Annotated in this window: 19 protein-coding genes, 3 pseudogenes and 1 other annotated feature; of the genes and pseudogenes, 18 read left to right on the forward strand and 4 right to left on the reverse strand. The window is 47.9% G+C overall.

The window, feature by feature from the left end; genetic code table 11:
- Positions 1-121 precede the first annotated feature (121 nt).
- The 4 genes from DXA20_RS14310 to DXA20_RS14325 are packed head-to-tail and all read right to left on the reverse strand — an operon-like array spanning position 122 to position 4,974.
- Positions 122-811 (reverse strand): response regulator transcription factor, encoded by a 690-nt coding sequence (locus DXA20_RS14310; protein ID WP_118561686.1) that lies wholly within the window; start codon positions 809-811, stop codon positions 122-124.
- 17 nt (positions 812-828) lie between these two features.
- Entirely contained in the window at positions 829-2,406 is a 1,578-nt protein-coding gene (locus DXA20_RS14315; RefSeq protein ID WP_118561688.1) for a sensor histidine kinase, read from the reverse strand.
- A gap of 39 nt (positions 2,407-2,445) precedes the next feature.
- On the reverse strand, positions 2,446-3,495 hold the full coding sequence (locus DXA20_RS14320; RefSeq protein ID WP_022306979.1) for an LCP family protein: 1,050 nt from the start codon (positions 3,493-3,495) through the stop codon (positions 2,446-2,448).
- A 48-nt stretch (positions 3,496-3,543) separates the two neighbouring features.
- Positions 3,544-4,974, reverse strand: coding sequence for an undecaprenyl-phosphate glucose phosphotransferase (locus tag DXA20_RS14325; RefSeq protein ID WP_118561690.1), 1,431 nt, complete (start codon positions 4,972-4,974; stop codon positions 3,544-3,546).
- Between the two features lie 206 nt (positions 4,975-5,180).
- Here DXA20_RS14325 and DXA20_RS16930 point away from each other — a divergent pair, with 206 nt between their 5' ends.
- The 18 genes and pseudogenes from DXA20_RS16930 (at position 5,181) to DXA20_RS14405 (ending at position 25,344) form a co-directional block, all read left to right on the forward strand.
- Positions 5,181-5,645 (forward strand): hypothetical protein, encoded by a 465-nt coding sequence (locus DXA20_RS16930; protein WP_243100684.1) that lies wholly within the window; start codon positions 5,181-5,183, stop codon positions 5,643-5,645.
- A 167-nt stretch (positions 5,646-5,812) separates the two neighbouring features.
- The gene (locus tag DXA20_RS16935; protein WP_279222385.1) at positions 5,813-6,283 is read left to right on the forward strand and encodes a S1C family serine protease; all 471 of its coding nucleotides are present in this window, start codon (positions 5,813-5,815) and stop codon (positions 6,281-6,283) included.
- A complete protein-coding gene (locus DXA20_RS17245; RefSeq protein WP_118561694.1) occupies positions 6,280-6,963 on the forward strand; it encodes a S1C family serine protease in 684 nt (227 codons plus the stop codon). Before DXA20_RS16935 ends, DXA20_RS17245 begins: the two co-directional genes overlap by 4 nt.
- 17 nt (positions 6,964-6,980) lie before the next feature.
- Positions 6,981-8,087, forward strand: a complete 1,107-nt coding sequence (locus DXA20_RS16945; RefSeq protein WP_243100685.1) for a hypothetical protein — start codon at positions 6,981-6,983, stop codon at positions 8,085-8,087.
- Complete coding sequence (locus tag DXA20_RS14340; RefSeq protein WP_243100688.1) at positions 7,979-8,836, forward strand: LTA synthase family protein; 858 nt, start codon at positions 7,979-7,981, stop codon at positions 8,834-8,836. The genes DXA20_RS16945 and DXA20_RS14340 overlap by 109 nt, the downstream gene beginning before the upstream one ends.
- Before the next feature lie 109 nt (positions 8,837-8,945).
- The gene (locus DXA20_RS14345) at positions 8,946-9,713 is read left to right on the forward strand and encodes an SDR family NAD(P)-dependent oxidoreductase (RefSeq protein WP_118561716.1); all 768 of its coding nucleotides are present in this window, start codon (positions 8,946-8,948) and stop codon (positions 9,711-9,713) included.
- Between the two features lie 68 nt (positions 9,714-9,781).
- Positions 9,782-10,058: a binding site (T-box leader), on the forward strand.
- Positions 10,059-10,125: 67 nt separating this feature from the next.
- Positions 10,126-11,846 (forward strand): annotated as a pseudogene (gene ilvB / locus DXA20_RS18515) (biosynthetic-type acetolactate synthase large subunit).
- Positions 11,847-11,863: 17 nt separating this feature from the next.
- A pseudogene (gene ilvN / locus DXA20_RS14355) lies at positions 11,864-12,375 on the forward strand (acetolactate synthase small subunit).
- A 457-nt stretch (positions 12,376-12,832) separates the two neighbouring features.
- Positions 12,833-14,290: an anthranilate synthase component I gene (gene trpE, locus DXA20_RS14360; RefSeq protein ID WP_118561698.1), complete on the forward strand. Its 1,458-nt coding sequence runs from the start codon at positions 12,833-12,835 to the stop codon at positions 14,288-14,290.
- 13 nt (positions 14,291-14,303) lie between these two features.
- Positions 14,304-14,878 (forward strand): annotated as a pseudogene (locus DXA20_RS18520) (anthranilate synthase component II).
- On the forward strand, positions 14,875-15,885 hold the full coding sequence (trpD, locus tag DXA20_RS14370; protein WP_118561700.1) for an anthranilate phosphoribosyltransferase: 1,011 nt from the start codon (positions 14,875-14,877) through the stop codon (positions 15,883-15,885). Before DXA20_RS18520 ends, trpD begins: the two are co-directional and overlap by 4 nt.
- A gap of 26 nt (positions 15,886-15,911) precedes the next feature.
- Positions 15,912-16,700 (forward strand): indole-3-glycerol phosphate synthase TrpC, encoded by a 789-nt coding sequence (gene trpC / locus DXA20_RS14375; protein WP_118561702.1) that lies wholly within the window; start codon positions 15,912-15,914, stop codon positions 16,698-16,700.
- A gap of 36 nt (positions 16,701-16,736) precedes the next feature.
- Complete coding sequence (gene trpB, locus DXA20_RS14380) at positions 16,737-17,924, forward strand: tryptophan synthase subunit beta (RefSeq protein ID WP_118561704.1); 1,188 nt, start codon at positions 16,737-16,739, stop codon at positions 17,922-17,924.
- Positions 17,917-18,687, forward strand: a complete 771-nt coding sequence (gene trpA, locus DXA20_RS14385; protein WP_118561706.1) for a tryptophan synthase subunit alpha — start codon at positions 17,917-17,919, stop codon at positions 18,685-18,687. Before trpB ends, trpA begins: the two co-directional genes overlap by 8 nt.
- 206 nt (positions 18,688-18,893) lie before the next feature.
- On the forward strand, positions 18,894-19,955 hold the full coding sequence (locus DXA20_RS14390) for a GGDEF domain-containing protein (protein ID WP_118561708.1): 1,062 nt from the start codon (positions 18,894-18,896) through the stop codon (positions 19,953-19,955).
- 50 nt (positions 19,956-20,005) lie between these two features.
- Positions 20,006-21,919 carry an EAL domain-containing protein gene (locus tag DXA20_RS14395; RefSeq protein ID WP_118561710.1) on the forward strand — a complete coding sequence of 638 codons (1,914 nt, stop codon included), beginning with the start codon at positions 20,006-20,008 and terminating at the stop codon, positions 21,917-21,919.
- Positions 21,919-23,829 (forward strand): EAL domain-containing protein, encoded by a 1,911-nt coding sequence (locus DXA20_RS14400; RefSeq protein WP_118561712.1) that lies wholly within the window; start codon positions 21,919-21,921, stop codon positions 23,827-23,829. Before DXA20_RS14395 ends, DXA20_RS14400 begins: the two co-directional genes overlap by 1 nt.
- A gap of 21 nt (positions 23,830-23,850) precedes the next feature.
- Positions 23,851-25,344: a rhamnulokinase gene (locus DXA20_RS14405; RefSeq protein ID WP_158577247.1), complete on the forward strand. Its 1,494-nt coding sequence runs from the start codon at positions 23,851-23,853 to the stop codon at positions 25,342-25,344.
- The last annotated feature ends 118 nt before the right edge of the window (positions 25,345-25,462 follow it).

Raw genomic sequence — 25,462 nt, forward strand, 5'->3', positions numbered from 1 at the left:
CTGATACTCCGAAGCTCTTTCTGGGTGCCTTCAGAAAACAGAATAATTAATTTTTTTTGATTTTTTTCGAATTTACTCTTGACAAAAGTCATTACATATCAGTTTGAGTTAATATTTATTTCTACATTTTGAAACGGTAGCCGACACCCCAGATTGTTTCGATGTACTGTGGCTTGGAGGAGGAGTCCTCGATCTTTTCACGGATCTTTTTGATGTGTACGGTGACGGTTGCGATGTCCCCGATAGATTCCATCTCCCAGATCTCGCGAAAGATTTCTTCCTTGGTGAAGACATGATTTGGATTTTCCGCAAGGAAGGTGAGTAGATCAAATTCCTTTGTGGTAAATGCCTTTTCTTCTCCGTTGACGTAGACGCGGCGGGCGGTCTTGTCGATCTTCAAACCACGGATCTCGATCACATCATTGGTCGGAATACCGCTTGCGGTCAGCCTCTGATAGCGTTCAATGTGTGCCTTGACTCTGGCAACCAGTTCGCCGGGACTGAATGGCTTGGTCATGTAGTCGTCGGCTCCAAGCCCGAGTCCGCGGATCTTATCGATATCCTCACTCTTGGCGGACACCATGATGATCGGTGTGTTCTTTGTTTCACGGATCAGCTTACAGATGTCGAAGCCATTCATTCCGGGAAGCATCAGGTCGAGGATGATCAGATCAAAATCTTCATCTAATGCTCTTGCGGCACCGCCGCTTCCGTCAGATTCAAGCACGACCTCAAAGTCGCTGAGCTCCAGATAATCCTTCTCCAGTTCTGCAATTGCTGTTTCATCTTCAATAATTAAAATTCTAGCCATAATGAATACCTCCGAATCTATTTGTTTTCTGTTGCGTCGGTTTGCGGTGTCTCTTTCAAGGTGAAATAAATACTGGTTCCCTCACCGGGAGTGCTGTCCGCCCAGACTCTGCCACCGTGATCCTCAATGATGCGTGCGACGATCGCGAGTCCAAGTCCGCTGCCCCGCTTGGAGGATCCACGGGAGGCATCTGCCCGGTAAAAGCGTTGGAATATGTGAGGGAGTGCCTCGGCGTCAATGCCGGGACCATCATCCTGTATTTCAATCTGTATAAAGTGTTCCGGAACAGGAATCTCTGAGTTTGTCTCCATCGGTGTACCATCCGGATTTAGCTGGCGGTAAAGCGGAGCGGACGGCTGCTTGACGGGAAACTCTGACAGGCGGATCCGGATATTGCCATCGGAGCGGTCCAGATATTTGACGGCGTTGTTAATAATATTGATCACTACACGTTTGAGCTGCTCCGGGTCTGCATGGATCTTCGTGTCCTTCGGACAGGTATTTTCATAATGCATGGTAATGTGTTTTGTTTCCATATCCAATGAGATTGCCTCGATGCAGTCAGTGAAATAACTGTCCAGTGGAAAGTCCAGAAAATGATATGGAAGTGAATTCTGCTCCACCTTGGAAAAAATGGAGAGCTGATCCACCAGATAGCTCATATCATTTGCCTTGGAAGAGATTGTACGCAGGTATTTTTCCTGCTTCTCCGGTGTGTTGGCAACGCCGTCCAGGATTCCCTCGCTGTAGCCCTTGATGGAGGTGAGCGGCGTCTGCAGATCATGTGCCATGTTGCTCATCATATCACGGGTGTCCTGCTCGTAACGGATGCGTTCCTCGATCATTTCCTTCAAACGGATCCGCATTTCCTCGAAATCCCGGCAAAGCTCACCGATCTCATCGGTCGAGTTGACACGTACCGGAGTATCCAGATTGCCGGCACCGATCTGCATGGTGGCGATCTGCAGGATATTTAACGGACGGACGATGCCGTTGTAGAGCCAGACGACAAGAAGTGCTGCAGTACCAAGCAGGATCAGTGCACCGGAGATCATAAGTTGCCGGATCAGCTCACGCCAGCGTGGGAGGATTTCGGAATAGTCGGTCACAAGGAAAAGCTGTGCATATTCATGGCTGGACAGATAAAAGTCCTTCTGTTTGACCAGATAACCGTTATCAATGGAAATGGTGTCCGTATATCCTTCCTCAAAGCTGCGAAAGCCGGGGAGAGGATTGAGCTGGTGATATGCCTTTGTGTTACCGATATAAAACTCCTGTCCGCCCTTGTGAACCACGATGAAGGAAAAACGACCGGACAGATCGGAATTGATCTTGTCCAGATAATCCCGGCGGATCAAAAGATCCGGGTTGGTATCTGCCACATGAACAAGATCGCGGAAATCTGTCATGGTTGCGGTTGAGAGAATATGGATCGGATTGAGTAAAAGATTTTCGGAAGAGATATCGGACTGATAATCATCCTCTAGTGTAGATGCCTGGTTGGTTAGGATCATATTGTAGCTGACCGCGATCAGAGCCAGAGGAAATATGGTAACAAACAAAAAAGCAATGATCAGTCTTCCACGGATCTTCATAAAATCACTCCCTTCGATTTGACAAAAGCCGGCAGCGGATCAATATCCCATGCCGGCTGTAATTTCCTGGACTGTTTTGGTTGGTGTGTAGTTTTTTGTGTCAAAAAGCTTCTTGTGAAGCGTCGTTACGTTGGATGTCAATGTGGTTGGAAAGTCATAGTAAATGCCGTCAGATGCTCTGTGGCAATCTAACTTATACGGAAATCCCCTGCTTGTTTTGATGTCGTAAAATGGAAGATACATGCCAAGCTGCAGGATTTCCTGTGTCGTCAGACTGGTGTAGATCTGTGGCAGCATCTCATTCAAAACGCGGTAGAGCTTTAACGGACTGCTGTGCTTTGCCTTTGTCATCAGTGCCTTCATAACGCGACGCTGGCGTGCGGCACGGGTGAAATCACCGCCCTTTGTATAGCGGACACGGCAGTAGCCGGTCGCCTGTACGCCGGATACCGTCTGCTTTCCGGGCTTTTTGATCTTCTCATAGGATGTGCCGTTGATCTTTGCAACATCCCTGGCATAAGCATTGACCCACTTGCGCTCGTTTTTGTGAATGTTCAGAGTGATCCCGCCAAGTGCATCAATCACATTGGACAGAGCACTGAAATTGACCGTGATAAAATCCTGCACATCCAGATCAAAATTCTGGTTGATCGTGTTGACGGCAAGATCCGGTCCACCGTAGGAATAAGCGTGATTGATCTTCGTATACCCGTGACCGTCAATACGTGTGTAGGTGTCACGGAAGATCGAGGTCAGCTTGACATTGTGTGTCTTGTTATTGATGCTGACAAGAATGATCGAGTCGCTGCGTGTATTTTCCTGAAGGGCATTGGCACGGGAATCTACACCGAATACTACAATATTCGTGAAATCCTTCATGTTGGGATCGGAAAGTCCCTCATTCAGGGAAACCTGCTCCAACGGATGATTCTTGATCTCGTCAATCTTATTCACAAGAGACAGAATCAGAAATACTCCTGCCATAATAAACAGCAGGAGGATCAAAATGAAAATACGGATATGCTTTTTTCGTTGCTTTTTACGTCTGACGCGCTCGTTGTGTGCGGCGCGGCTTCGATAACTATCCATAATAATTCTGCATTCCTTTCTCAGCCGACAAACATCGTGACTGTTGGTTTAACATGCATTTTTGTTGACGTCCCGACCGAAAAACGTCAGGAACAAAATTTTGAAATCAAGCCAAAGAGTCCAGTTTTCTACATAATAAAGGTCGCATTCAATTCGTTTGGCAATGGAGGTGTCCCCGCGGTAGCCGTTGACCTGAGCCCATCCGGTCATGCCCGGACGAACCTGGTGCTTGATCATATAGCGTGGAATTACTTCTTGGAATTTCTTGACGAAGAACGGACGCTCCGGACGCGGACCGACCAGACTCATATCACCACGCAGGACATTGACAAGCTGTGGAAGCTCATCAATATTGGTCTTACGCATAAACTTTCCGATCGGAGTTACACGGGGATCATTCTTGACCGTCCATGCCTTTTTCTCCTCGGAGGCATCCTGTACCTTCATGGAACGGAACTTGTACATCTGGAATGCCTTGTTGTGAAGACCGATTCGCTCCTGTTTGAAAATCAGCGGACCCGGTGAAGTGATCTTGATGATCAATGCAATGATCGCCATCGGGATCGCCAGTACGATCAGACCAAACAGTGATCCGAAAATATCAATAGAGCGTTTAACTGCATTATTTAAAGAAGAGCTGAGCGGAACATGACGCACGTGAATGATCGGCAGTCCATCCAGATCCTCTGTATATGGCTTAGTTGGAATTACATGGTTGTAATCCGGAATAAACTTGGTATGCACCCCCGCCTTCTCACAGATCGTCACGATGGATTCCAGCTTGGAAAACTCATCAATGCTGAGAGTGATCGCAATCTCATCGTAAGCGTTGGTGCTGAGCAGATCCTCGAGCATCGAAATGCTGCCGATCACCGGAATGCCCCGGTAGGAATCCTCTGTGCTCTTGTGATCATCGAGAATACCGTGAATAAAATAGCCCCATTCAGGATGAACGCGGAGACGGTCGATGTAGCCCTCTGCAGTACGGCTGTAGCCGACCAGAAGGATATGCTTCAGATTCTTGCCTGCTTTACGCATCTTGCGGAGGATCTTGTTGACTGTCATACGGAACAGGAAGTCAATACACAGATTCATGATCGCAAAGATACCTAGAAAAAGACGGGCGTAGTCCTGCTGTTTAATAAAGAAAAGGACGGCAACACAGTAAATGATACCAAGCAGATTTGCCTTGATCAGATTAAAAAGCTCGGTTCTGCGGCTGGCAGTTCTTTTCGGATTGTATAAATTGCAGAAATAATATATAATCAGATAACACGGAACCAGAAAAACAAGCATGTTGATGTAATCCTGACGCGGTCGTATATAACCGATCGGTGCAGGGATGATTCGCCATTTCACAAGCGGACTCCATGTATCCTCAAATCGCAGACTCCAGGATAATATATATGAAACAGCAATGATGATCGCATCCACGATCACATGCATCAGATTTAACAGCTTTTGGTTATCCTTTATCACGACATCACCTTCTTTGTAAAGATTTTGAACCACCTTATTATAATAGTTTCCGGTGCAAATCGCAATATTATTTACAAAAGGAACAAAATTTTTATTCTATTTTCACAAGTATGTCACAAATGATTGATAGACTTATGCAATAGATATGGAGGGAGAAAGAACACAGATTGGTTCTTTCAATAGAAGGAAAGGCAGGTTTGCATACTATGGAAGAAAAGAATCAGAATACGAATGAATATACGGGTGAATATGGCAATCCGGTAGAGCGTAATGATGCAGCCGGTCAGGAGCCGGAGAAGGAGCAGGAAAGCTCCGTTTACAGCTATTCATACAGAGACCACAAGCCGGAGGCAACAAGCTCCGGGGATTATCATGCAAGCGATAATACGGCAGATGCTTCTGAGAAGCAGGACAGCATGGAAAGCAATGCGGCAGACAGCGGGTATACGCATACGGACAATACACAGTCGCAGTCCGCAGATCCTCGGATGGACAGCAGAGAGAGGGATGGACAGCGATGGGAGAGCAGCAGGAACGCAGCGACGGACCGTCAGAGACGGCTTATCGGACGAATAGCAGCGCAGCGGACAGCACTCCGGAGAAAAAGAGCTTTTTCAATGGAAAGAAGCTGGCAGCCTGTGCAGTTTTTGCGGTTGTATTTGGTATTGTAGCAGCAGTTTGCTTTCAGGGCGTATGTTATTTTTCAAACAAGGTGCTTGGCGTCAATCTGACCAGAAGCGGACAGCAGATCGCCTACACCACCGATAATGTCAAGTATACGAATGCTACAGGAGCAGCCATTGGCACCACTGACGTATCCGGTATTGCACAGCAGACGATGCCGTCAATCGTTTCCATTACAAGCACGACAGAGGGCGAGGGATCCTATGATCTGTTCGGTCAGTATTATCAGGGACAGGATGAGGTTAGTGCGGGAACCGGCTTTATTGTTGGCAAGAACGACAAGGAGCTTCTGATCGCAACAAACAATCATGTAGTGGATGGAGCCAAGGCGATTTCCGTACAGTTTATTGATGAGGAAGTTTACGATGCGACGACAAAGGGCAATGACTCATCCGCAGATCTTGCCGTGATCGCCGTGAAGCTTAAGGATATGAAGAAGTCAACACTAAATTCGATCCGGATCTCTGCGCTTGGAGATTCCTCCGAAAGCAAGGTTGGTGAGATGGTTGTTGCCATCGGTAATGCACTGGGCTATGGTCAGTCGGTAACAGTTGGTTATGTCAGTGCCAAGGATCGTGAGATACAGAGCAGAGCGAGGACGGAAGCTCACAGAGCAGCAAGATGAAGGTAATTCAGACCGATGCAGCGATCAACCCCGGTAACAGTGGCGGACCTTTATTAAATATGAAGGGTGAGGTTATCGGTATCAATTCCTCCAAAATCGCCGCTTCCTCTGTTGAGGGTGTTGGTTATTCCATCCCGATCTCCGAGGCAACACCGATCATTGATGAGTTGATGAACCGTGAAGTGTTGACCGATGCCCAGAAGGGATACCTGGGGATCAGTGGTAAGACCGTGTCCGAGGAGGCAAGCAACTTCAATATGCCGGAGGGTGTTTATGTATCTGAGGTAGCCAAGGATGGTGCGGCAGGAAAGGCTGGCATCAAGCAGGGCGATATCATTACAGCGATCAACGATATTCAGGTGACAACGATCGAGAGTCTCAAGGAAAAGGCGAACAGCTACAAGAAGGGAACAAAGGTTACGATCACCTTAAAGAGAAGTGATAACGGAAGCTATGTCGAGAAGAAGGTCAAGGTGACACTGCAGGGATCAAGCTCCCTTAACAGTCTGCAGAGTGGTTCCTCCGATGATCAGAATTCCAATAATAATTCCGGCAATAACTCCGGTAATGGTTCCGGAAATAACGGCGGATCACACGATGACTCCGGCAGTAATGACGGAGAGAGTGGCAATGGTTCGTCCGGCGGCTGGGGAAGTCTCTTCCCGGGCTTTGGAAACTAGGAAAAGAGGCAGTAACGATGAACGAAGAATCGCTCTGGGACAGAATAAGCAGGCGGTACTGGTTTCAGACAATCCTGTTTGTGGTATTATCCTTTGTGGAATATATTACGCTTGAGACGTTCTTAGGCGGCGACATCTGCAGTATAGGTCTGGAATACAGTATCAAAAATATCATGCTCCTGATGGGAGTCAATCTCATCCTCGTGTCTGTGACACGCTGGATGAGACTGACCTTTCTCCTGTCAGGAGTATTTGTGCTGATATTGGGCACTGCCAATTATTTTGTAGATGCATTCCGTGGTTACGGGATTGTTTACATGGATATCTATGCGGTACGCACTGCGGCGAATGTGGCAGGAGAGTACAAATACCACGGTTCACCGCAGCTGTGGCTGGGACTTTCGCTGGGGCTTCTCTGTCTGGTGTTATGCGTTGTGGCGACACCGGTGCGTTCGCGAAAGTGCAGTCTTCGGAAAGGGATTGCCGGTGTCGTGGGAACGGCTGTCGGCGTGGTTTTTTTCGTGTGGATCAATCTGGGAACAGGTTTTTTTGATGATGTCAGCAATCTGACCTGGGATCACAGCATCGGTATGTCGGAATATGGATATCTGCTTTATGTAACGGCAAATGCAGGTCAGGCAAAGGTGCAGGTGCCGGACGGATATTCGCCGGAGAAGGCGGATGAGATCCTGTCCCGTTACAAAGACGCTTCCTCCACGAACAGCGTGCTTGCAACGCATGCGGGCTCTGCTAAATCACCAAACATTATTATGGTGATGAATGAATCCTTTTCGGATCTGAGTGTGCTCGGAAAGTTTCGGACGGATCAGGAATATCTTTCCCATTGGAACAGCCGGAGTAAGAACACGATCAAGGGTTATGCCGATTCCTCCGTTTATGGCGGTTACACGGCAAACTCCGAGTTTGAATTTCTGACCGGGTGTACCAAGCATTTCTGCCGGGCAACCCGTATCTGCAATATATTACCGATGAGCTGCCGAGCGTTGTCAGCAATATCAAGGCGCAGTCCGGCTATGACCGTACAGTCGCGGTTCACCCGTACAATCCGTCCGGCTATAACCGGAACAGGGTTTATCCGCTGCTTCATATGGATGAGTTTTTAAGTATCGATGATTTCAAGGATCCGGTGCTGGTACGCAAATATATTTCCGATGAGTCTGATTACGAGAAGCTGGAATCGTTGTATGAGCAGAAGAAAGCAGGAAGCTCACTTTGTCTGTTCAATGTGACCATGCAGAATCATAGTGCATATGATGACAGGGATTATAAATTTGCAGATCCGGTTAAACTGACTGATATAAGCCTGCAGCCGGAGGCAGAGCAGTATCTTTCTCTGATAAAGATGTCTGACGATGCTCTGGAGAATATGCTGGAGTATTTTGAAAAGGTGGATGAACCGGTACTGATCGCATTTTTTGGGGATCATCAGCCGCATCTGCCGGACTATTTTTACAAAAATATCATGGGCGAGCTGCCGGATGAGTTGTCGCAGAAGGATGCCATGAAACGGTATCAGGTTCCGTTTATGATATGGGCGAACTATGGTATCAAGTCCTCGCAGATCGACAAGATCTCCATCAATTATCTTTCCACACTGATGATGGAAACGGCGGGGCTTAAGCTGACGGAGTTTCAGAAATTTCTGTTAGATATGTATCAGGACATACCATCTATCAGTGCAAATGGATTTTATGACAGACAGGGAAATCTTTACGGATGGGATGATCTGGATGAGGCGGACGAAAAGCTGCAGGAGTGGATCAGGGAATACCGCATTGTCCAGTACAATTACCTGTTCGATGAAAAGAATCGGAAGGACGATCATTTTCAACTGAGCGGCACTTCTAAATAATGAAAGGATTAAGGAAAGTATGAAAAAACCATATATCAAAGTTTTTTCATACGGCAAATTTGTGCCTGCGGCCCAAAGTTTGCGGGCTGAGAAAGAAACGAGGTATTATATGGGAAAAAAGGGAAATGTAGCGATCATTACGGGGGCATCCTCAGGCATGGGAAGAGAGTTTGCAATTCAGATTGCGCAGTTTTATCCAAGCATTCAGGAATTCTGGATCATTGCAAGGAGAAAGGAGCGTCTCGAGGAGCTGCAGGAAAAGCTTCTGGGACGCAGGGTTAAGATCCTTGCGTTGGATCTTGGAAGACAGGAAGACATCGATGCGTTGAAGCAGACGCTGGAAGAGGAGAAGCCACATGTGCGCATTCTTGTCAACGCCGCAGGCTTTGGAATGATCGGCAGGGTCGGAAAGATGCAGGAGAAGGACTGCACCGGTATGGTGGACATCAACTGCCGTGCTCTCACCGCCGTGACACATATTGTACTTCCTTACATTACGAAAAAGGGGCAGATCATTCAGATGGCATCCTCGGCAGCCTTTATGCCGCAGCCTGGCTTTGCAGTGTATGCGGCAAGCAAGTCTTATGTACTCAGCTTTTCCAGAGCACTTGGCTGCGAACTGAAGGGAAGGGATATTTCCGTGACAGCAGTCTGTCCGGGACCGGTCAAAACAGAATTTTTCGATATCGCAGAAACCTATGAGGCAGTCAGGTTATACAAGAAGCTCACCATGGCAAAGGCAGATAAGGTTGTGTACCAGGCACTGGTAGATGCAAAGCATGGAAGAAGCGTTTCCGTATACGGACCGCTTATGAAGGGATTCCGTGTACTTGCCAAATTCCTTCCTGCTGACTTCATGATGATGTTTGTTCATTAGTCAGGATTTCGGACAATTTGACTTGACAGCGGCAACAAAAAAGAGTAATATTTTGTATTATTTATAAGTGAAAAGCGAGGACGAGGAGGAGTACATACTTTTCGGATTTTAAGAGAGAGAACGGTTGGTGCAAGTTCTCATTCCGGTTGTATGGAAGTAGCCTCTGAGCAGTGGAACGAACAGGAGCACATCCCAAGTAGCATCCAACGGATTCCCACCGTTACAGGGGAACGGTATATCAGACACGGTATTCGGTGTCTGCGTGCCGGCAGAGTGCGGAAGCGATCTGAGAAAGAGCAGATTTTCCGAAATTAGGTGGTAACACGGAGTATATTCGTCCTAAGTCGTATATGGCTTAGGATTTTTTTACTTTACAGGAACGATAAGCTCCTGTACGGAAAGGGGTAACGAAATGATTAAAGGAACCGAGTTATTTGTAAAAGCATTGAAAGCAGAAGGCGTAGATACCCTGTTTGCGTATCCGGGTGGTCAGGCGGTCGATCTGTTTGATGCCCTGTATGATGAGCATGAGATCGAGATGATCCTTCCGCGTCATGAACAGGCATTGATCCACGCCGCAGACGGCTATGCCAGATCCACCGGCAAGGTGGGTGTGTGTCTGGTAACTAGTGGTCCGGGTGCGACAAATCTTGTCACCGGAATTGCAACCGCCAACTATGACAGCGTTCCGTTAGTCTGCTTTACCGGACAGGTGCCTTTAGGGCTGATGGGAAACGATGCCTTTCAGGAGGTTGATATTGTCGGAATTACCCGCAACATCTGCAAATATGCGGTTACGGTAAGAAAGAGAGAAGATCTTGGACGCATCATTAAGGAAGCCTTCTATATTGCGCGCACAGGTCGACCGGGTCCTGTCGTTGTCGATCTGCCAAAGGATATTCAGGTGGCTATGGGAGACGAGGAGTATCCGGAGGAGGTTAATATCCGCGGTTACAAGCCGAACGAGAGCGTTCATGTCGGTCAGGTCAAGAAAGCAGTCTCTCTTTTAAAAAAGGCGAAAAAGCCATTGTTCCTGCTTGGCGGCGGTGTCAATATCGCCTGTGCCAATGAAGATATGAAGAAGTTAGTAGAACTGACGGGAGTGCCGGTGATCACAACCATCATGGGTAAGGGCGCGATCCCGACCAGTCACCCGCTTTACATGGGAAATATCGGTATTCATGGAAGCTATGCAGCCAACCATGCGGTCAGCGAATGTGATGTGCTGTTCTCCATCGGTACCCGTTTTAACGACCGTATCACAGGTAAGATCAGCGAGTTTGCCAAGAATGCCAAGATCATACATATTGATATTGATTCGGCTTCTATTTCCAAGAACATTGTCGTCGATGTGCCGATCGTGGCAGATGCAAAGCTTGCGGTTCAGAAGATCCTGGAATATGTCTCTCCGTTAAAGATCGATGCATGGGTGGATCGTCTCAAGGAATGGAAGCAGACATATCCGATCACGATGGAGCGCTATGAGGACTGACACCGGAGAAGATCATCCGCTATATTGCCGAGAATTATAAGCGTCCGATCGTTGCGACGGACGTTGGACAGAATCAGCTCTGGACCACGCAGTTTCTGGAGCTGGAAGGAAACCGCCAGCTTTTAACCTCCGGTGGTCTCGGTACGATGGGCTACGGCTTCCCGGCAGCAATCGGTGCAAAGCTTGGAAATCCGGATGCCGATGTATTTGCGATTTCAGGAGACGGTGGCATGCAGATGAACATTCAGGAGTTTGCAACGGCGGTTGCACTGGAGATCCCACTGACGCTGATCGTTCTGAACAACGGATATCTCGGCAACGTAAGACAGTGGCAGCAGATGTTATTTGACCGCAGATACTCCTGCACCTGCCTGACCTACCGCAGAAGCTGTCAGCACAACTGTATGGATCCGAATAAGAAATGTCCGAAGTACAGTCCGGATTTCGTCAAGCTGGCAGAGAGCTACGATGCATACGGCATGCGCATCACAGACGAGAAGGACATTCCGAAAGCATTTGAATTTGCCCGCTCCCACAAGAATGCACCAACTTTGTTAGAGTTTATCATTGAGCGGGAAGCAAATGTGGCACCGATGGTTCCGGTTGGCAATTCATTGGATAACATGATCATGGAAATCTAGGAAAGGCAGAGGTGAGAATGGCGATGGAAACGAAGAAACGAGTAATTTCTGCATATGTAGAAAATCAGATAGGTGTACTGGCGAAGGTGTCCGGTTTATTTTCCGGCAAGAACTATACCTCGATACATTGACGGTTGGAGAAACGGAGGATCCGACCATCTCCAGAATGACGATCGGACTGACCTGTGACGATCTGACCTTTGAGCAGATCATCAAACAGCTCAATCGCAGTGTTGAGGTCATCAAGGTCATTGACTTTACGGACATTCCGATCCGTAAGAAGGAGCTTTTATACATTAAGGTCAACAGCTGCAGTGAGAAGGATAAGCAGGAGATCTTCCGGATCGTGCAGACCTTCGGCATGGAGGTCGTCGATTACGACAAGAATACCGTGTTGGTGGAATGTGTTAAGACAGAAGCACATAATAATGATATGATCGAGCTGTTCAAGAAAACGTTCATCAACCGTGTGGAGGTTGTGCGCGGTGGCAGTGTTGCCATTGAGGCAATCTCTACCTGCGTACGATGATCGACAAAAATAGAATATATACTCTATCAAAAAAGTCGGAAAAGTATTTGACAAATCGAAAAATCAGAGTATAATATTAGTCAAATCAAATATCTCAAACCGTTGAAGTGGAGATAAAAATGAGGCACGCGCCTACAGAGAGCAGGGATTGCTGAGAACCTGCGGAGATGCGATTCATTAAATGGACCACTGAGGGCATGGTCAAAGGAAGTGATCTTCCGAGTATTCCATGACGTGCAGGCATACGTCAGTTGCCGGAAATATGATTGTATTTCGCTGAGAGTGTGGGAAACCATGAAGCAAGGTGGCACCGCGGTTATAGAATTTACCGTCCTTGATTATCACAATAGCTGTGATAGTCAGGGACTTTTTTATGTTATCCAATCAATAATAAATATTTCAGAATAACATAAAAACGCTCCGCTCAGCAGTGCAAGGACAAGAAAGAGGTGGAACGATGATTTCTTTAGAAGAAGCAAAGAAACTGGGAGAAGGTTATAAGGTCGTACCGGTCAGTCGGGAGATCCTTTCTGATATCCGGACACCGATCGAGGTACTCCGGATCCTGAAGGGTGTCAGCAGACACTGCTACATGCTGGAGAGTGTGGAACATCAGGAGAGATGGGGGCGATACACATTCCTCGGATACGATCCCAAGCTGGAGATTGCCTGCATGAACGGCAAGATGACGATCCGTAACGGAAGCACACACACGAAGACAGTAAAGCATCCGGGGGAAGAAATCAAGGAACTGTTAAAGGAGTACACAAGTCCGAAGGTTCCGGGTCTTCCGACCTTTACCGGCGGTCTGGTTGGATATTTTTCCTATGACTATGTGAAATACAGCGAGCCAAAGCTGAATCTGGATGCGGAGGATACCGAGGGCTTCAAGGATGTGGATGTGATGCTTTTTGACAAGGTCATCGCATTTGATAACCTCCGTCAGAAGATCATCGTGATCGCCAATGCCAGAATGGAAAATATCGAAGAAGAATATAAGCGCTGCTGTGCAGAACTGGATGAGATCGTAGAACTGATCCGTCACGGCACGCCGACACCGATCGAACCGGGCAGGATTACTTCAGAGTTTCGTTCCTTATTCTCGGAGAAGGAATATTGCGATATGGTTGAGAGAGCCAAGAAGTATATCTATGAGGGGGACATTTTTCAGGTGGTGCTTTCCAATCGTCTGGAGGCAGATTATGAAGGAAGCCTCTTAAATACCTACCGTCATTTAAGAACGATCAACCCTTCTCCGTATATGTTTTATTTCAGCAGTGATGACATGGAGGTGGCAGGAGCTTCTCCGGAGACACTGGTGAAGCTGGAGGATGGCGTACTTCACACCTTCCCGTTAGCAGGAACAAAGCCGAGAGGAAAGACGCAGGAAGAGGATGAGGAGCTCGAGCGGATCCTTCTTTCTGACGAGAAGGAGCGGGCAGAGCACAACATGCTTGTCGATCTCGGAAGAAATGATCTTGGCAAGATCAGCCGGTTCGGCTCCGTCAAGGTTGAGAAATATATGTCCATTGAGCGTTATTCACACGTCATGCATATCGGTTCGACCGTAGCCGGAAAGATCCGTGAGGACAAGTGCAGTCTGGATGCTGTGGATGCGGTTCTCCCGGCGGGAACACTTTCCGGAGCACCGAAGATCCGTGCGATGGAGATCATCAATGAGCTGGAGAATAACAAGCGCGGTATCTACGGCGGAGCGATCGGCTATATCGACTTTACCGGTAATCTGGATACCTGCATTGCGATCCGTATCGCTTATAAGAAGAACGGCAAGGTATTTGTCAGATCCGGAGCCGGTATTGTGGCAGACAGTGTACCGGTCAGCGAGTACAACGAGTGCCTGAATAAGGCGAGAGCCGTGATGAATGCAGTAAACGAAAGTGATCAGCTAGACTGATGGAGGTGAGATTATGATATTACTGATAGATAATTACGACAGCTTCTCCTACAATCTGTATCAGTTGATCGGAGAGCTGGAACCGGATATCAGGGTGGTGCGAAACGATCAATATACCCCACAGGAACTGGAGCAGATGAATCCGACACACATTATATTGTCACCGGGTCCGGGAAGACCTGCCGATGCCGGTGTCTGTGAGGATGTGGTCCGTTACTTTGAAGGAAAGGTTCCGATCCTTGGCGTGTGCTTGGTCATCAGGCAATCTGTGAGGTATACGGAGCGGAGGTTTCCTATGCGAAGCATCTGATGCACGGCAAGATGTCGGTGGCAAAGCTCGATACATCCTGTCCGCTGTTTGCACACATGGGAGAGACCGCAGAGGTGGCAAGATATCATTCTCTTGCCGCAGTAAAGGATACAATCCCGGATGCACTTAAGGTGGTAGCCGAGACGGACGATGGCGAGGTCATGGCTGTAAAGCATGCAGATTATGATATATATGGTGTACAGTTTCATCCGGAGTCAATTCTGACACCGGAGGGCAGAACAATACTTAAAAACTTTTTGGAGGTGTTTCATTCATGATTAAAGAAGCAATTGCACTTTTGACGAAGAAGGAAGATCTGACAAACGACATGGTAGAGCAGGTGATGGGGGAGATCATGACCGGAGAGGCAACGGATGCACAGAAGGCAGCGTTCCTGACAGCACTTTCCATGAAGGGTGAGACGATCGACGAGATCACAACAGCAGCAAAATATCTCAGAGATCACTGCGAATATTTTGAGAATGACAAGGACGTACTGGAAATCGTGGGAACGGGCGGAGACGGCTCCAATACGATCAACATTTCCACCATCTCCTCCCTGATCGTATCGGCAGGAGACGTGATGGTGGCAAAGCACGGTAACCGCGCTGCCTCCAGCAAGTGTGGTACCGCAGACTGCCTTGAGGCTCTTGGCGTTAAGATCGACATTGAGCCGGACAAAATGAAAAAGGTCATGGATGAGAGCAATATAAGTTTCCTTTTCGCACAGAAATATCATCCGGCAATGCGTTTTGTCGGTGCAGTCCGTAAAGAGATCGGTATCCGTACGCTCTTTAATCTGCTGGGACCTCTGGCAAACCCGGCGAGAGCAACCATGCAGCTTTATGGTGTTTACAGCGAAAGTCTTGTAGAGCCGCTTGCACATGTACTTCATAACCTCGGTGTTAAGAGAGGCATGGCCGTTTACGGAATGGACAGCATGGATGAGATTTCTCTGAGTGCACCGACAAAGGTCTGTGAATTTAACGGGGATGACTTTAAGACCTATGAGATCACACCGGAGCAGTTCGGATTAAAGACCTGCCGGAAGAGTGATCTGGTTGGTGGCGAGCCTGCAGAAAATGCACAGATCGTCAGAAACATTTTCGAGGGAAAAGAGACAGGACCGAAGCGTGATGCGGTACTTCTCAATGCCGGTGCAGCCTTCCACATTGCAAAGGAAAATGTAACGATCGAGCAGGGAATTGAGATGGCACGCGAGATCATCGACAGCGGCAAGGCATTAAAGCAGTTAGAGACATTTATTCAGCTTACCAATGCATAAAAGAGCAGATAAAGACGAGGTGGATTATGACCATATTAAATGAAATTGCGGCAAAGACAAGAGAGCGTGTCAAAGAGCAGAAGTGTATCCGGTCTCTGGAACAGTTGAAGGATGAAGCGCAGGCAATGAACAGCGATACCGGATATCCCTTTGAGAAAGCAATCGGTAAAGACGGGCTGTCCTTCATCTGCGAGGTGAAAAAGGCATCACCCTCCAAGGGTGTCATTGCACAGGATTTTCCATATGTGGAGATTGCCAAAGACTACGAAGAGGGCGGCGCAAGTGCAATATCGGTGCTGACTGAACCGTACTGGTTCCAGGGAAGAGACAGTTATCTGCAGGAGATTCGTCAGGCGGTCAGTATTCCAATCATCCGCAAGGACTTTGTTGTGGATGAATATATGATCTACGAGGCAAAGCTGATGGGAGCGGATGCGGTGCTTCTGATCTGTGCAATTTTAAATGATCAAGAGCTTAAGAGGTTCTTTCAGATTGCAGACAGCCTTGGACTTACCGCGCTTGTGGAGGCTCACGATCAGGAGGAGGTTGACCGTGCATTAAAGGCGGGGGCGAGACTGATCGGCGTCAATAACCGGGATCTTCACACATTTACGGTTGACATTAACAACAGTATCCGCTATCGTCAGAGTGTTCCGGAGAATGTTTTATTTGTATCGGAAAGCGGGATCCGGACGAAGGAGGATATCCGTCGGCTGATGGACAACAACGTCAACGGTGTATTGATCGGCGAGACCATGATGCGGGCTTTAGACCGCGTGGCAGCCGTCAGAGAGTTTATCGGGTATTCCAGATAGCAGCATCATCATACTTTAAAGAAATGGAGAAACATTATGAGTCAGAAAGGAAGATATGGCATTCATGGCGGGCAGTATATCCCGGAAACCTTGATGAATGAGATCAAGAAATTAGAGGATGCCTATGAATTTTATAAAAAGGATGAGGAGTTTAATAACGAGTTAAATGCCCTGTTAAAAGAGTATGCAGGTCGTCCGTCTCTGTTATATTATGCAGAGAAGATGACAAAGGATCTGGGTGGAGCAAAGATCTACTTTAAGAGAGAAGATCTCAACCATACCGGTTCCCACAAGATCAACAATGTACTCGGTCAGGCACTCTTAGCCAAGAAAATGGGTAAGACACGCATCATCGCCGAGACCGGAGCCGGACAGCACGGCGTGGCAACAGCGACAGCCGCAGCTCTTCTCGGACTGGAATGTGAGATCTACATGGGTAAGGAGGACACGATCCGTCAGGCATTAAATGTTTATCGTATGGAGTTACTTGGCGCAAAGGTGCATGCGGTTGAGAGCGGCACGATGACCTTGAAGGATGCCGTCAACGAGTGTATGCGTGAGTGGACAAGCCGTGTCGATGATACACTTTATGTGCTCGGCTCTGTAATGGGACCGCATCCGTTTCCGATGATCGTACGTGATTTCCAGAGCGTGATCAGCCGTGAGGCAAGAGCACAGATCCTTGAGAAGGAAGGAAAGCTGCCGGATGTTGTTATGGCATGCGTCGGCGGTGGAAGCAACGCAATGGGAATGTTCTATGAGTTCATCAATGATGAGAGCGTCAGGCTGATCGGCTGTGAGGCGGCAGGTCTTGGCGTTGACACGGATCGTACCGCTGCAACGATGGCAACCGGTACAGAGGGTGTATTCCACGGAATGAAATCTTACTTTTGCCAGGATGAGTACGGACAGATCGCGCCGGTATATTCCATTTCCGCAGGACTGGATTATCCGGGTGTTGGTCCGGAGCATGCATATCTTAAGGATATCGGAAGAGCACAGTACGTTCCGGTTACGGACGAAGAGGCAGTACAGGCATTTGAATACATTGCAAAAGAAGAAGGAATCATTGCAGCCATCGAAAGCTCCCATGCGGTAGCTCATGTGATGAAGCTTGCACCAACCATGCGCAAGGATCAGATCATTATCTGCTGCCTGTCGGGACGTGGTGACAAGGACGTTGCAGCAATAGCAAGATACAGGGGGGTTGATTTACATGACTAGGATTCATAACGCATTTGACGGCAAAAAGGCATTTATCGGATTTGTAACAGCAGGAGATCCGAATCTTGATAAAACAGAAGAATTTGTACTGGAGATGGAACGCGCAGGTGCCGGTCTTGTTGAGCTTGGTATCCCATTCTCTGATCCGATCGCAGAGGGCCCTGTGATCCAGGAGGCCAATATCCGTGCATTAAAGGCAGGCTGCACCACCGACAAGCTTTTTGACATGGTGGCACGTCTTCGCCGGAAAACACAGATCCCGTTAGTGTTTCTTGCGTATCTGAACACCCTGTTCAAATACGGCTATGAGAAATTCTGCTCAAAATGCGAGGAGGTTGGCATTGACGGCGTGATCATTCCGGATATGCCTTACGAGGAGAAGGGCGAGCTTGCGGATATCGCCGCCGCGCATAATGTGGATATTATTTCTCTGATCGCACCGACTTCTGAGGATCGTATCCAGATGATCGCAAAGGATGCGACAGGATTTATTTATGTGGTATCCTCCATGGGTGTCACCGGTGTTCGCAGCGAGATCACAACCGATGTCAGCAAGATCATCGGACTGATCAAAGAAGTGACTGATGTTCCGACAGCAGTCGGCTTTGGAATCAACACCGCAGAGCAGGTACACAAGTACAGCTCAATTGCAGATGGTGCGATCGTTGGAAGTGCCATTGTAAAGATCATTGCCCAATATGGCGGGGAAGCAGGATCGCATATTTACGACTATGTACATGAGATGGTTGAGGAACTGGCATAAGAAAGTTGAACATATCTCTTTTTTTGAGGCGGCTGCAGCAAAATTGCAGCCGTTTTTTGATAGTATGGGAAAGTAAAAAACATTCTTCCTTTTTTATCCGAACGATGGTATAATTATATCATTAAGCTTTTATATGGAGAAGAGTACATTAGGAGAAGGCACAAATTACGGAAAATCACATACACAGAAAGGAAAAGACAGACGATATGTGGCAGAATTTAATAAGAACGCAGGTGATCGCGGTATCAGCGAAGATGGCAGCTGCGTTTGTGATTGCAGGACTGGTTGTGCTTGCAGTTGTACTTTGTGCGGGAATTGTATTTCTGGGGCTTCGTTATAAAAAAGTATATGAGGTGAAAGAACGCTATGATCTGATCGCAGCGCAGAGTGAATGTATCTGGCTTGATTACACATTTTCTCCGCAGCATCTGGTAGTGACCGGCAGTATCGGACAGTTTACGGGATTTGACATGCTAGACTTCATGGGGGTGGAGGTCTATGATATTTATAACTGGGTGAATGAGGACATAACGCCGATCCGTTCCACAGTTCGCAGCTTTTTTGACAGTGGCGAGCAGTATTTCAAAACGGATCTTCTGATCAGACGGCTGGATGATACATATGCATGGTACGCTCTTACGGGAACACTGGTGAAGCATGAGAAGACAGGCAGGAATAAGCGGTTTGTTGTTCGGATGGAGAACATTGATTCCAAGATGACGCAGGAAAAAGAGCTTACCGAGAAGGCAGAGAATGATCAGCTTACCGGCATCCTGAACAAGAAGACGATGGAAGAGCGGGTTAAAGCCCAGCTTGAGCATCGCGCGGGAAGCGGGAATCTTATATTCTTCATGATCGATCTCGATAATTTTAAGGATGTAAATGACACGCTGGGACATGTCTATGGAGATAAGGTGCTCACAGAAGCGGCAGAGAAGCTGAAGCAAGTATTTCCTGCCAAGGCACTGATCGGACGTCTTGGCGGCGATGAGTTCAGCGTGTGTGCATCCTTTGATGCATTTGACCTTGACAATCTGACCGAGTATATGACACAGAAAGGCGATAAGCTTTGTGACATTCTCAAGGAAGAGTATGTCATCGGTGACAAGAGTGTTCAGGTTTCGGCAAGTATCGGAATCGCATCCGCACCGGTGGACGGAGAGGATTTCTTAACGATCTATCAGAAGGCGGATAAGGCGTTGTATCTGTCAAAGCGTTCCGGCAAGAACCGGTACAATCTGTTTCAGCACAGTGCTGCAGACGAGTAGCAGGGCGGATCTTAATCGATTGAAGAAAGAAATGGCAGAAGGAGGAGCTCATGAGGACTGAGTGTGCGTATGAAGTGGCAGCAGTGATCTTTCTCGCAGTGATCGCTGTCAGTTACAAGAAGAAAAACTGGCTGGATCTTTATATGAACCGCTGTTTTGACCAGCTGCTTCGGGCCGGACTTCTGTTTACATTTCTTGATGTGGCAGTTCGTGTTCTGCGGGAATATATTTTTCCGGGTTCCTTTTATGTTTATAACTTAAGTTCAGTGATTCCGGCGGTTGCCATGATGGGGATCGCTATGCTTTATTTTCAGTACTGGCATGCGCTCAGTGGACACCGTCTTATTCTTAAGAGCGTCCGGAGCCTCGAAATGATCCTTCCGGCTGCTGTTGTGACGATACTGGATGTGACCAGCCCGGTGACACATCTGATCTTTTATTATGACCGGCAGGGACATTACCATGCAGGCAGCCTGGAGGCAATTGTTCTGATCGTTGTCAATATTTACTTTGCAGGGGCATGCTTTGTGGCATTCAGCAGGAAAACGGGACTGTGGATACACAGAGGCATTTCCTGTCTGATATTATGCCTTGTGTTTGATCTGTCTGTGATTATTCAGTTTATTCTGATGAAGAACTCGATTCTTCTGATGTTTTATGCGATGGCATTTATGATCTTTGTGTGCTATCTGCTGTATCAGAATCTGGACCGCTATTCTGACCGGATCAGCGGCGGATTTTCCAGAGCGGGTTTCAGGAAGGTCATTCAGGAAAAGTTCAAGTACCGGCAGAGATTCAGCTGCCTGTTTATCACGATACAGAATTATCAGAACATTATGGGAATCTGCGAGGAGGATGAGCTTGCTGATGTTATGGGCGAGATCGGTGCTATTCTCCGGCGTTATGGCGGCAGACAGAATCAGTTTCATATTCATGGAGCGGATTTTGCGGTTTTGCAGAAACGTGAGGAAGAGAGTGTACAGCTTTATCAGGCGGTTGCGCAGATCCTTCCGTCAAAGGTTCGTATTCATAATAAGAGCATACCGATCTCCTATGGCTTTTATATGCTGACGCTCGACGAGGCGGCATATGATCAGGCGGAATTTTACAAGATGGTTGTCAGCATGAAGAAGATGCTTCGTGACCAGCTTCACGACAGACAGCTCCTGCGTTATCAGGGAGAGGTCAAGCGGACCATCGATCTCGAGCTTCAGATCGCACGCATGCTTAAGAAAATTATGCAGGAGAAACGATGCGATGTATGTATCGTACCGATCGTTGATGCACATACCGGGCAGAGACATGCAGTGGAAGCAAAACTTTACATGCTTCGCGAGAACGGCAGATGGATACCGGAGGGGGCAATCTGGGCAGTGGCAAAGGACATGGGCTATGTCAGAGAGCTTGGACGCATTACTCTGGAAAGTGCGATGGAGATGGCGATGCGCGAGAGAATTTTAGAGCATGGCTTTAAGAAGCTTGTCGTCAATGTGACACCGCTTCATATCAGTTCTGAAACAGTAGTGAGGGAGTACAGGTTTCTCTCTAAAAAGTATGAGTTTCCGCTCAATCGGTTATGTCTGGAAATGACCGAGGATATGAGTGTACCGTTTGAACGGCTCGAGCAGCATATTGCGCATCTGATGGAGGAGGGTGTTACAGTGGTACTCGACAGCTATGGAGACAATGTCTGCAATCTGCAGGGAATCATGAAGATGCCATTTCGTGTTGTTAAGATCAGTGAGCATATGGTGGAAAGATATTGTCAGGGAGAGAGTGATGTTTTGGAATATCAGATCCAGATGCTTAGGGATAATGGCTGGGAGATCTGCCTGGAGGGCATTGAGGATCGGCAGCATTATGAGAAGGTAAAGAAGCTGGGAGAGATTTCCTATCTTCAGGGGAAGTATTACGGCGGTTTGATGAAACCGGAGCAGATACATAGTTACATGGAGGAAATGTGATGGAGGTTCAGATACATTATGAGCTTGCGGCTCTGACATTTATGCTTGCCGCCACGCTGGTATTTTTTCGACAGAGACATTTACGGGTATACCGAAGCAGTCTGTTCTTCTGGCTGATGGCGCTGGGAGTCGTGACTGCTGTTTGTGATGTGTTCTGTGGAATTACAGATCTGAAGCAGATTCCATTTACCGCCGGGATTGTCGCACATACTCTGCTTTTCATTGCATCGCTGGTGTATTCAATAGTCTATTCCATGTACGCCATGGAGCTTTTGCACCGGCTGGATTATATCCGTGACAGAAAGGTGTTATGGTGCATTCCGTTTGTAATTGGAATTATTCTGATCATGACCACCCCGTTTACTGGTGTTTTATATACCTATGATGAGCAGGGAATGTATCACAGAGGTGTGGGCTTTTACAGCATTGCGCTGATCACTCTGCTGTATGTGATGGTACCGTGGATCCTGATGCGAAGAGTATCCTTTGTGCCGCAGAAGACGAAGCGCTGGATCATTGCGATTCCCGTAGCGGTTGTTACAGCAAGGATCCTTCAGTATGTATTTTTTCCTCGTTATCTGTTCGCATATGCGGTCAACAGCGTTGTTTTGTTTTGTTGTTATCTGTTTCTTCAGAACTCCGACTATTATATGGATGAGGTGACTGGATTTTTCAAAATGCACGGCTTTGAGGAAACCGTCCGTGAGAAGATGGTATATAAGGAGGAGTGCTCTGTACTGATCCTCCGTATTATCAACTATAATGCGATGACGGAGATGTACGAGGATTCCAAGCTGACTGCGATCCAGGCGGCAATGGCGGAACTGATGCAGAGAGAATGCGGCGATCAGGATTTTTATCATATTGCGGCATCAACCTTTGCAATCATCCTTCCGAATGAGAAGGAGACGAAGGTAGTTCATCAGAGGCTTGTCGATGTGATGCCGAAGATATGGACGATCGATGGGGAAGAAATCGTTCACGAATATTGTTTTTATGCCGTAAATATTCAGGACAGCTGTGATACGGTGGAGGAGCTGCTGCAGAGAATCGCCTATGCCAGATCGGATCATCCGGGATATCATACGCCGGGAACGCTGATCCCGCTGACACATGATGCAGTCAAGCCAGCGGAGGAGAAGCAGATGGTTGCGGAGCTTGTGGAGCAGGCGGTCATCAACGACAGCATTGAGATTTATTTTCAGCCGATCTATTCGTTGGAGAAGGGACGAGTTACGTCTCTGGAGGTGCTGTCACGACTGAAAGATAGGGATAAGAATTTTATCAATCCGGAGTTTTTCATTCATGTGGCGGAGGAGAACAGGGATATCATCCCACTCGGCGAACAGATATACCGTAAAGCCTGTATCTTTGCAACACAGAATCATATTTTTGAGATGGGAATTGATGATATCAACATTAACCTTTCGCCGGTACAGTGCTGTTACGAGGAACTGGCGCAGGATTTGATCCGGATTGCCGGTGAATACGGGATACCGATGACAAGAATGCACCTGGAGATTACCGAGAGTGGCATTATGGATAAGGAGGAGATCCGGGAGACACTGGAGACACTGCGGTCCTCCGGTGCCAAGATCGCATTGGATGATTTTGGAACCGGCTATTCCAATGTCGGTAGTATCGTGAGTCTGCCGGTGGATTATGTCAAGATCGACAAGAGTCTTGTGTGGTCCTATGGCAGGGGCGAGAACAAATATCTTGACCAGCTTGTACCGATGATCCATGCCGAGGGCAAACGGATCATATCGGAGGGAATCGAGACGCAGGAGCATATCGATATTTTCAAGAGGTTAAAGGGTGATTTTCTGCAGGGCTATTTTTATTCCAAGCCCTTGCCGGAACGCGAATTTTTACAGTATCTGCGTGAAACAAACGGAATCAATGTATAGAAGAATATGGGGAGGATGATTATGGAGACAATGAATGTATTGGCATTTGATCTGGGTGCCAGCAGCGGAAGAGGAATGCTTGCGAAGTTCGACGGAACGAAGATCACACTGGAGGAGGTACACCGTTTTCCGCACAACTTTTCTACATTAAACGGACGTGCTTACTGGAACATTGTTTCGCTTTATGAAGCAATGAAGGAGGGAATGCGCCTGTGCAAAGAGCCGTTGTCGGGGGTGGGCTTTGATACCTGGGGTGTCGACTGCGGTATGATCGACCGCGAGGGCAATCTGCTCGGTATGCCGGGAAGCTACCGTGATGCAGCACTGGATGAGGAGAACATGAATGATGTACTCGCAAGTCTTGTGCCGGAGGAACAGGACAGGGACAAGGCAGTGAAAGCCGGAGAAAAGTATGCGTTTGAGCAGACGGGAATTGCGAGTCTTGCTTACAATACACTTTACAAGCTTTGTTATCTGAACAAGGCAATGCCTGAGCAGATGGCGGCGGCTGATAAGCTTTTGTTTATGCCAAACCTGATCGAGTATCTGTTTTCCGGTGTGGTGCACAGCGAATATTCCATTGCATCAACCTCGCAGCTGCTTGATATGAAGGAGAAGAAATGGGCGTCAGAGCTGATCCGGAAAGCGGGGATTGATCCGAAGCTTCTGGCACCGCTTGATTATGCCGGAAAGGATCTCGGACCACTTCGTCCGGAGATTGCTAAGGAGGTTGGACAGGAGAATCTTCATATTCTGTCTGTATCAGGACATGATACCGCATGTGCAGTGGCAGCCGTACCGGCAAGAGAAGAGGAATTTACTTTCCTGTCCAGCGGAACATGGTCTCTCATGGGGATTTCCGCCAAGACCATGCTGACCGGGGAACAGGTTATCCGTGACAAGATCTCCAATGAGGGTACGTGGGACGGAGGCTACCGTCCGACCGTCAATATCATCGGACTCTGGCTGAATCAGGAGCTTCGCCGCAGCTTTGAGCGCGAAGGCAAGAGCTACAGTTTTGCGCAGATGAATGAGATGGCGGCGGCAGAGAAGCCGCTGCAGAGCTTTATCCGCCCGGACGACTTTATGCAGCCGGGAGATTATCCGGAGAAGATTCGTGCCTACTGTGAGAAGACAGGTCAGCCGGTTCCGCAGACAGACGGAGCTCTGGTGCGCTGCGTCCTGGAGAGTCTTGCAATGCGTTATCGCCAGGTTTATCAGAGTCTGAAGCCCTATATTATCTGGGAGGAGAAGCTTTATATTGTTGGCGGCGGTGCACAGAATCAGGTACTCAACCAGTTTGCCGCCAATGCACTCGGAATCCCTGTTATTACCGGAGCAAGTGAAGCAACGGCAGTCGGTAATGTAATGGAACAGTTATATGCACTCGGCGCCTACAAGACACGCGCTGAGAAATGCGATATTCTTGCTGCTTCCTTCGAGACGGCGCAGTATCTGCCGCAGGATACCGGAGAGTGGGACGAAGCTTACCGTCGTTTTAATGACTTATATTGAATATTGTAATTAATCGAGTAGGAGGCGGTGACTAACCGCCGTCCTCTCACACCACCGTGCGTACCGTTCGGTACACGGCGGTTTCAATAGTTGACGTGCACAGACTGATAGGCTGTGG

This window comes from Roseburia sp. AM59-24XD, from assembly GCF_003478445.1.
Classification (GTDB): Bacteria; Bacillota; Clostridia; order Lachnospirales; family Lachnospiraceae; genus Jutongia.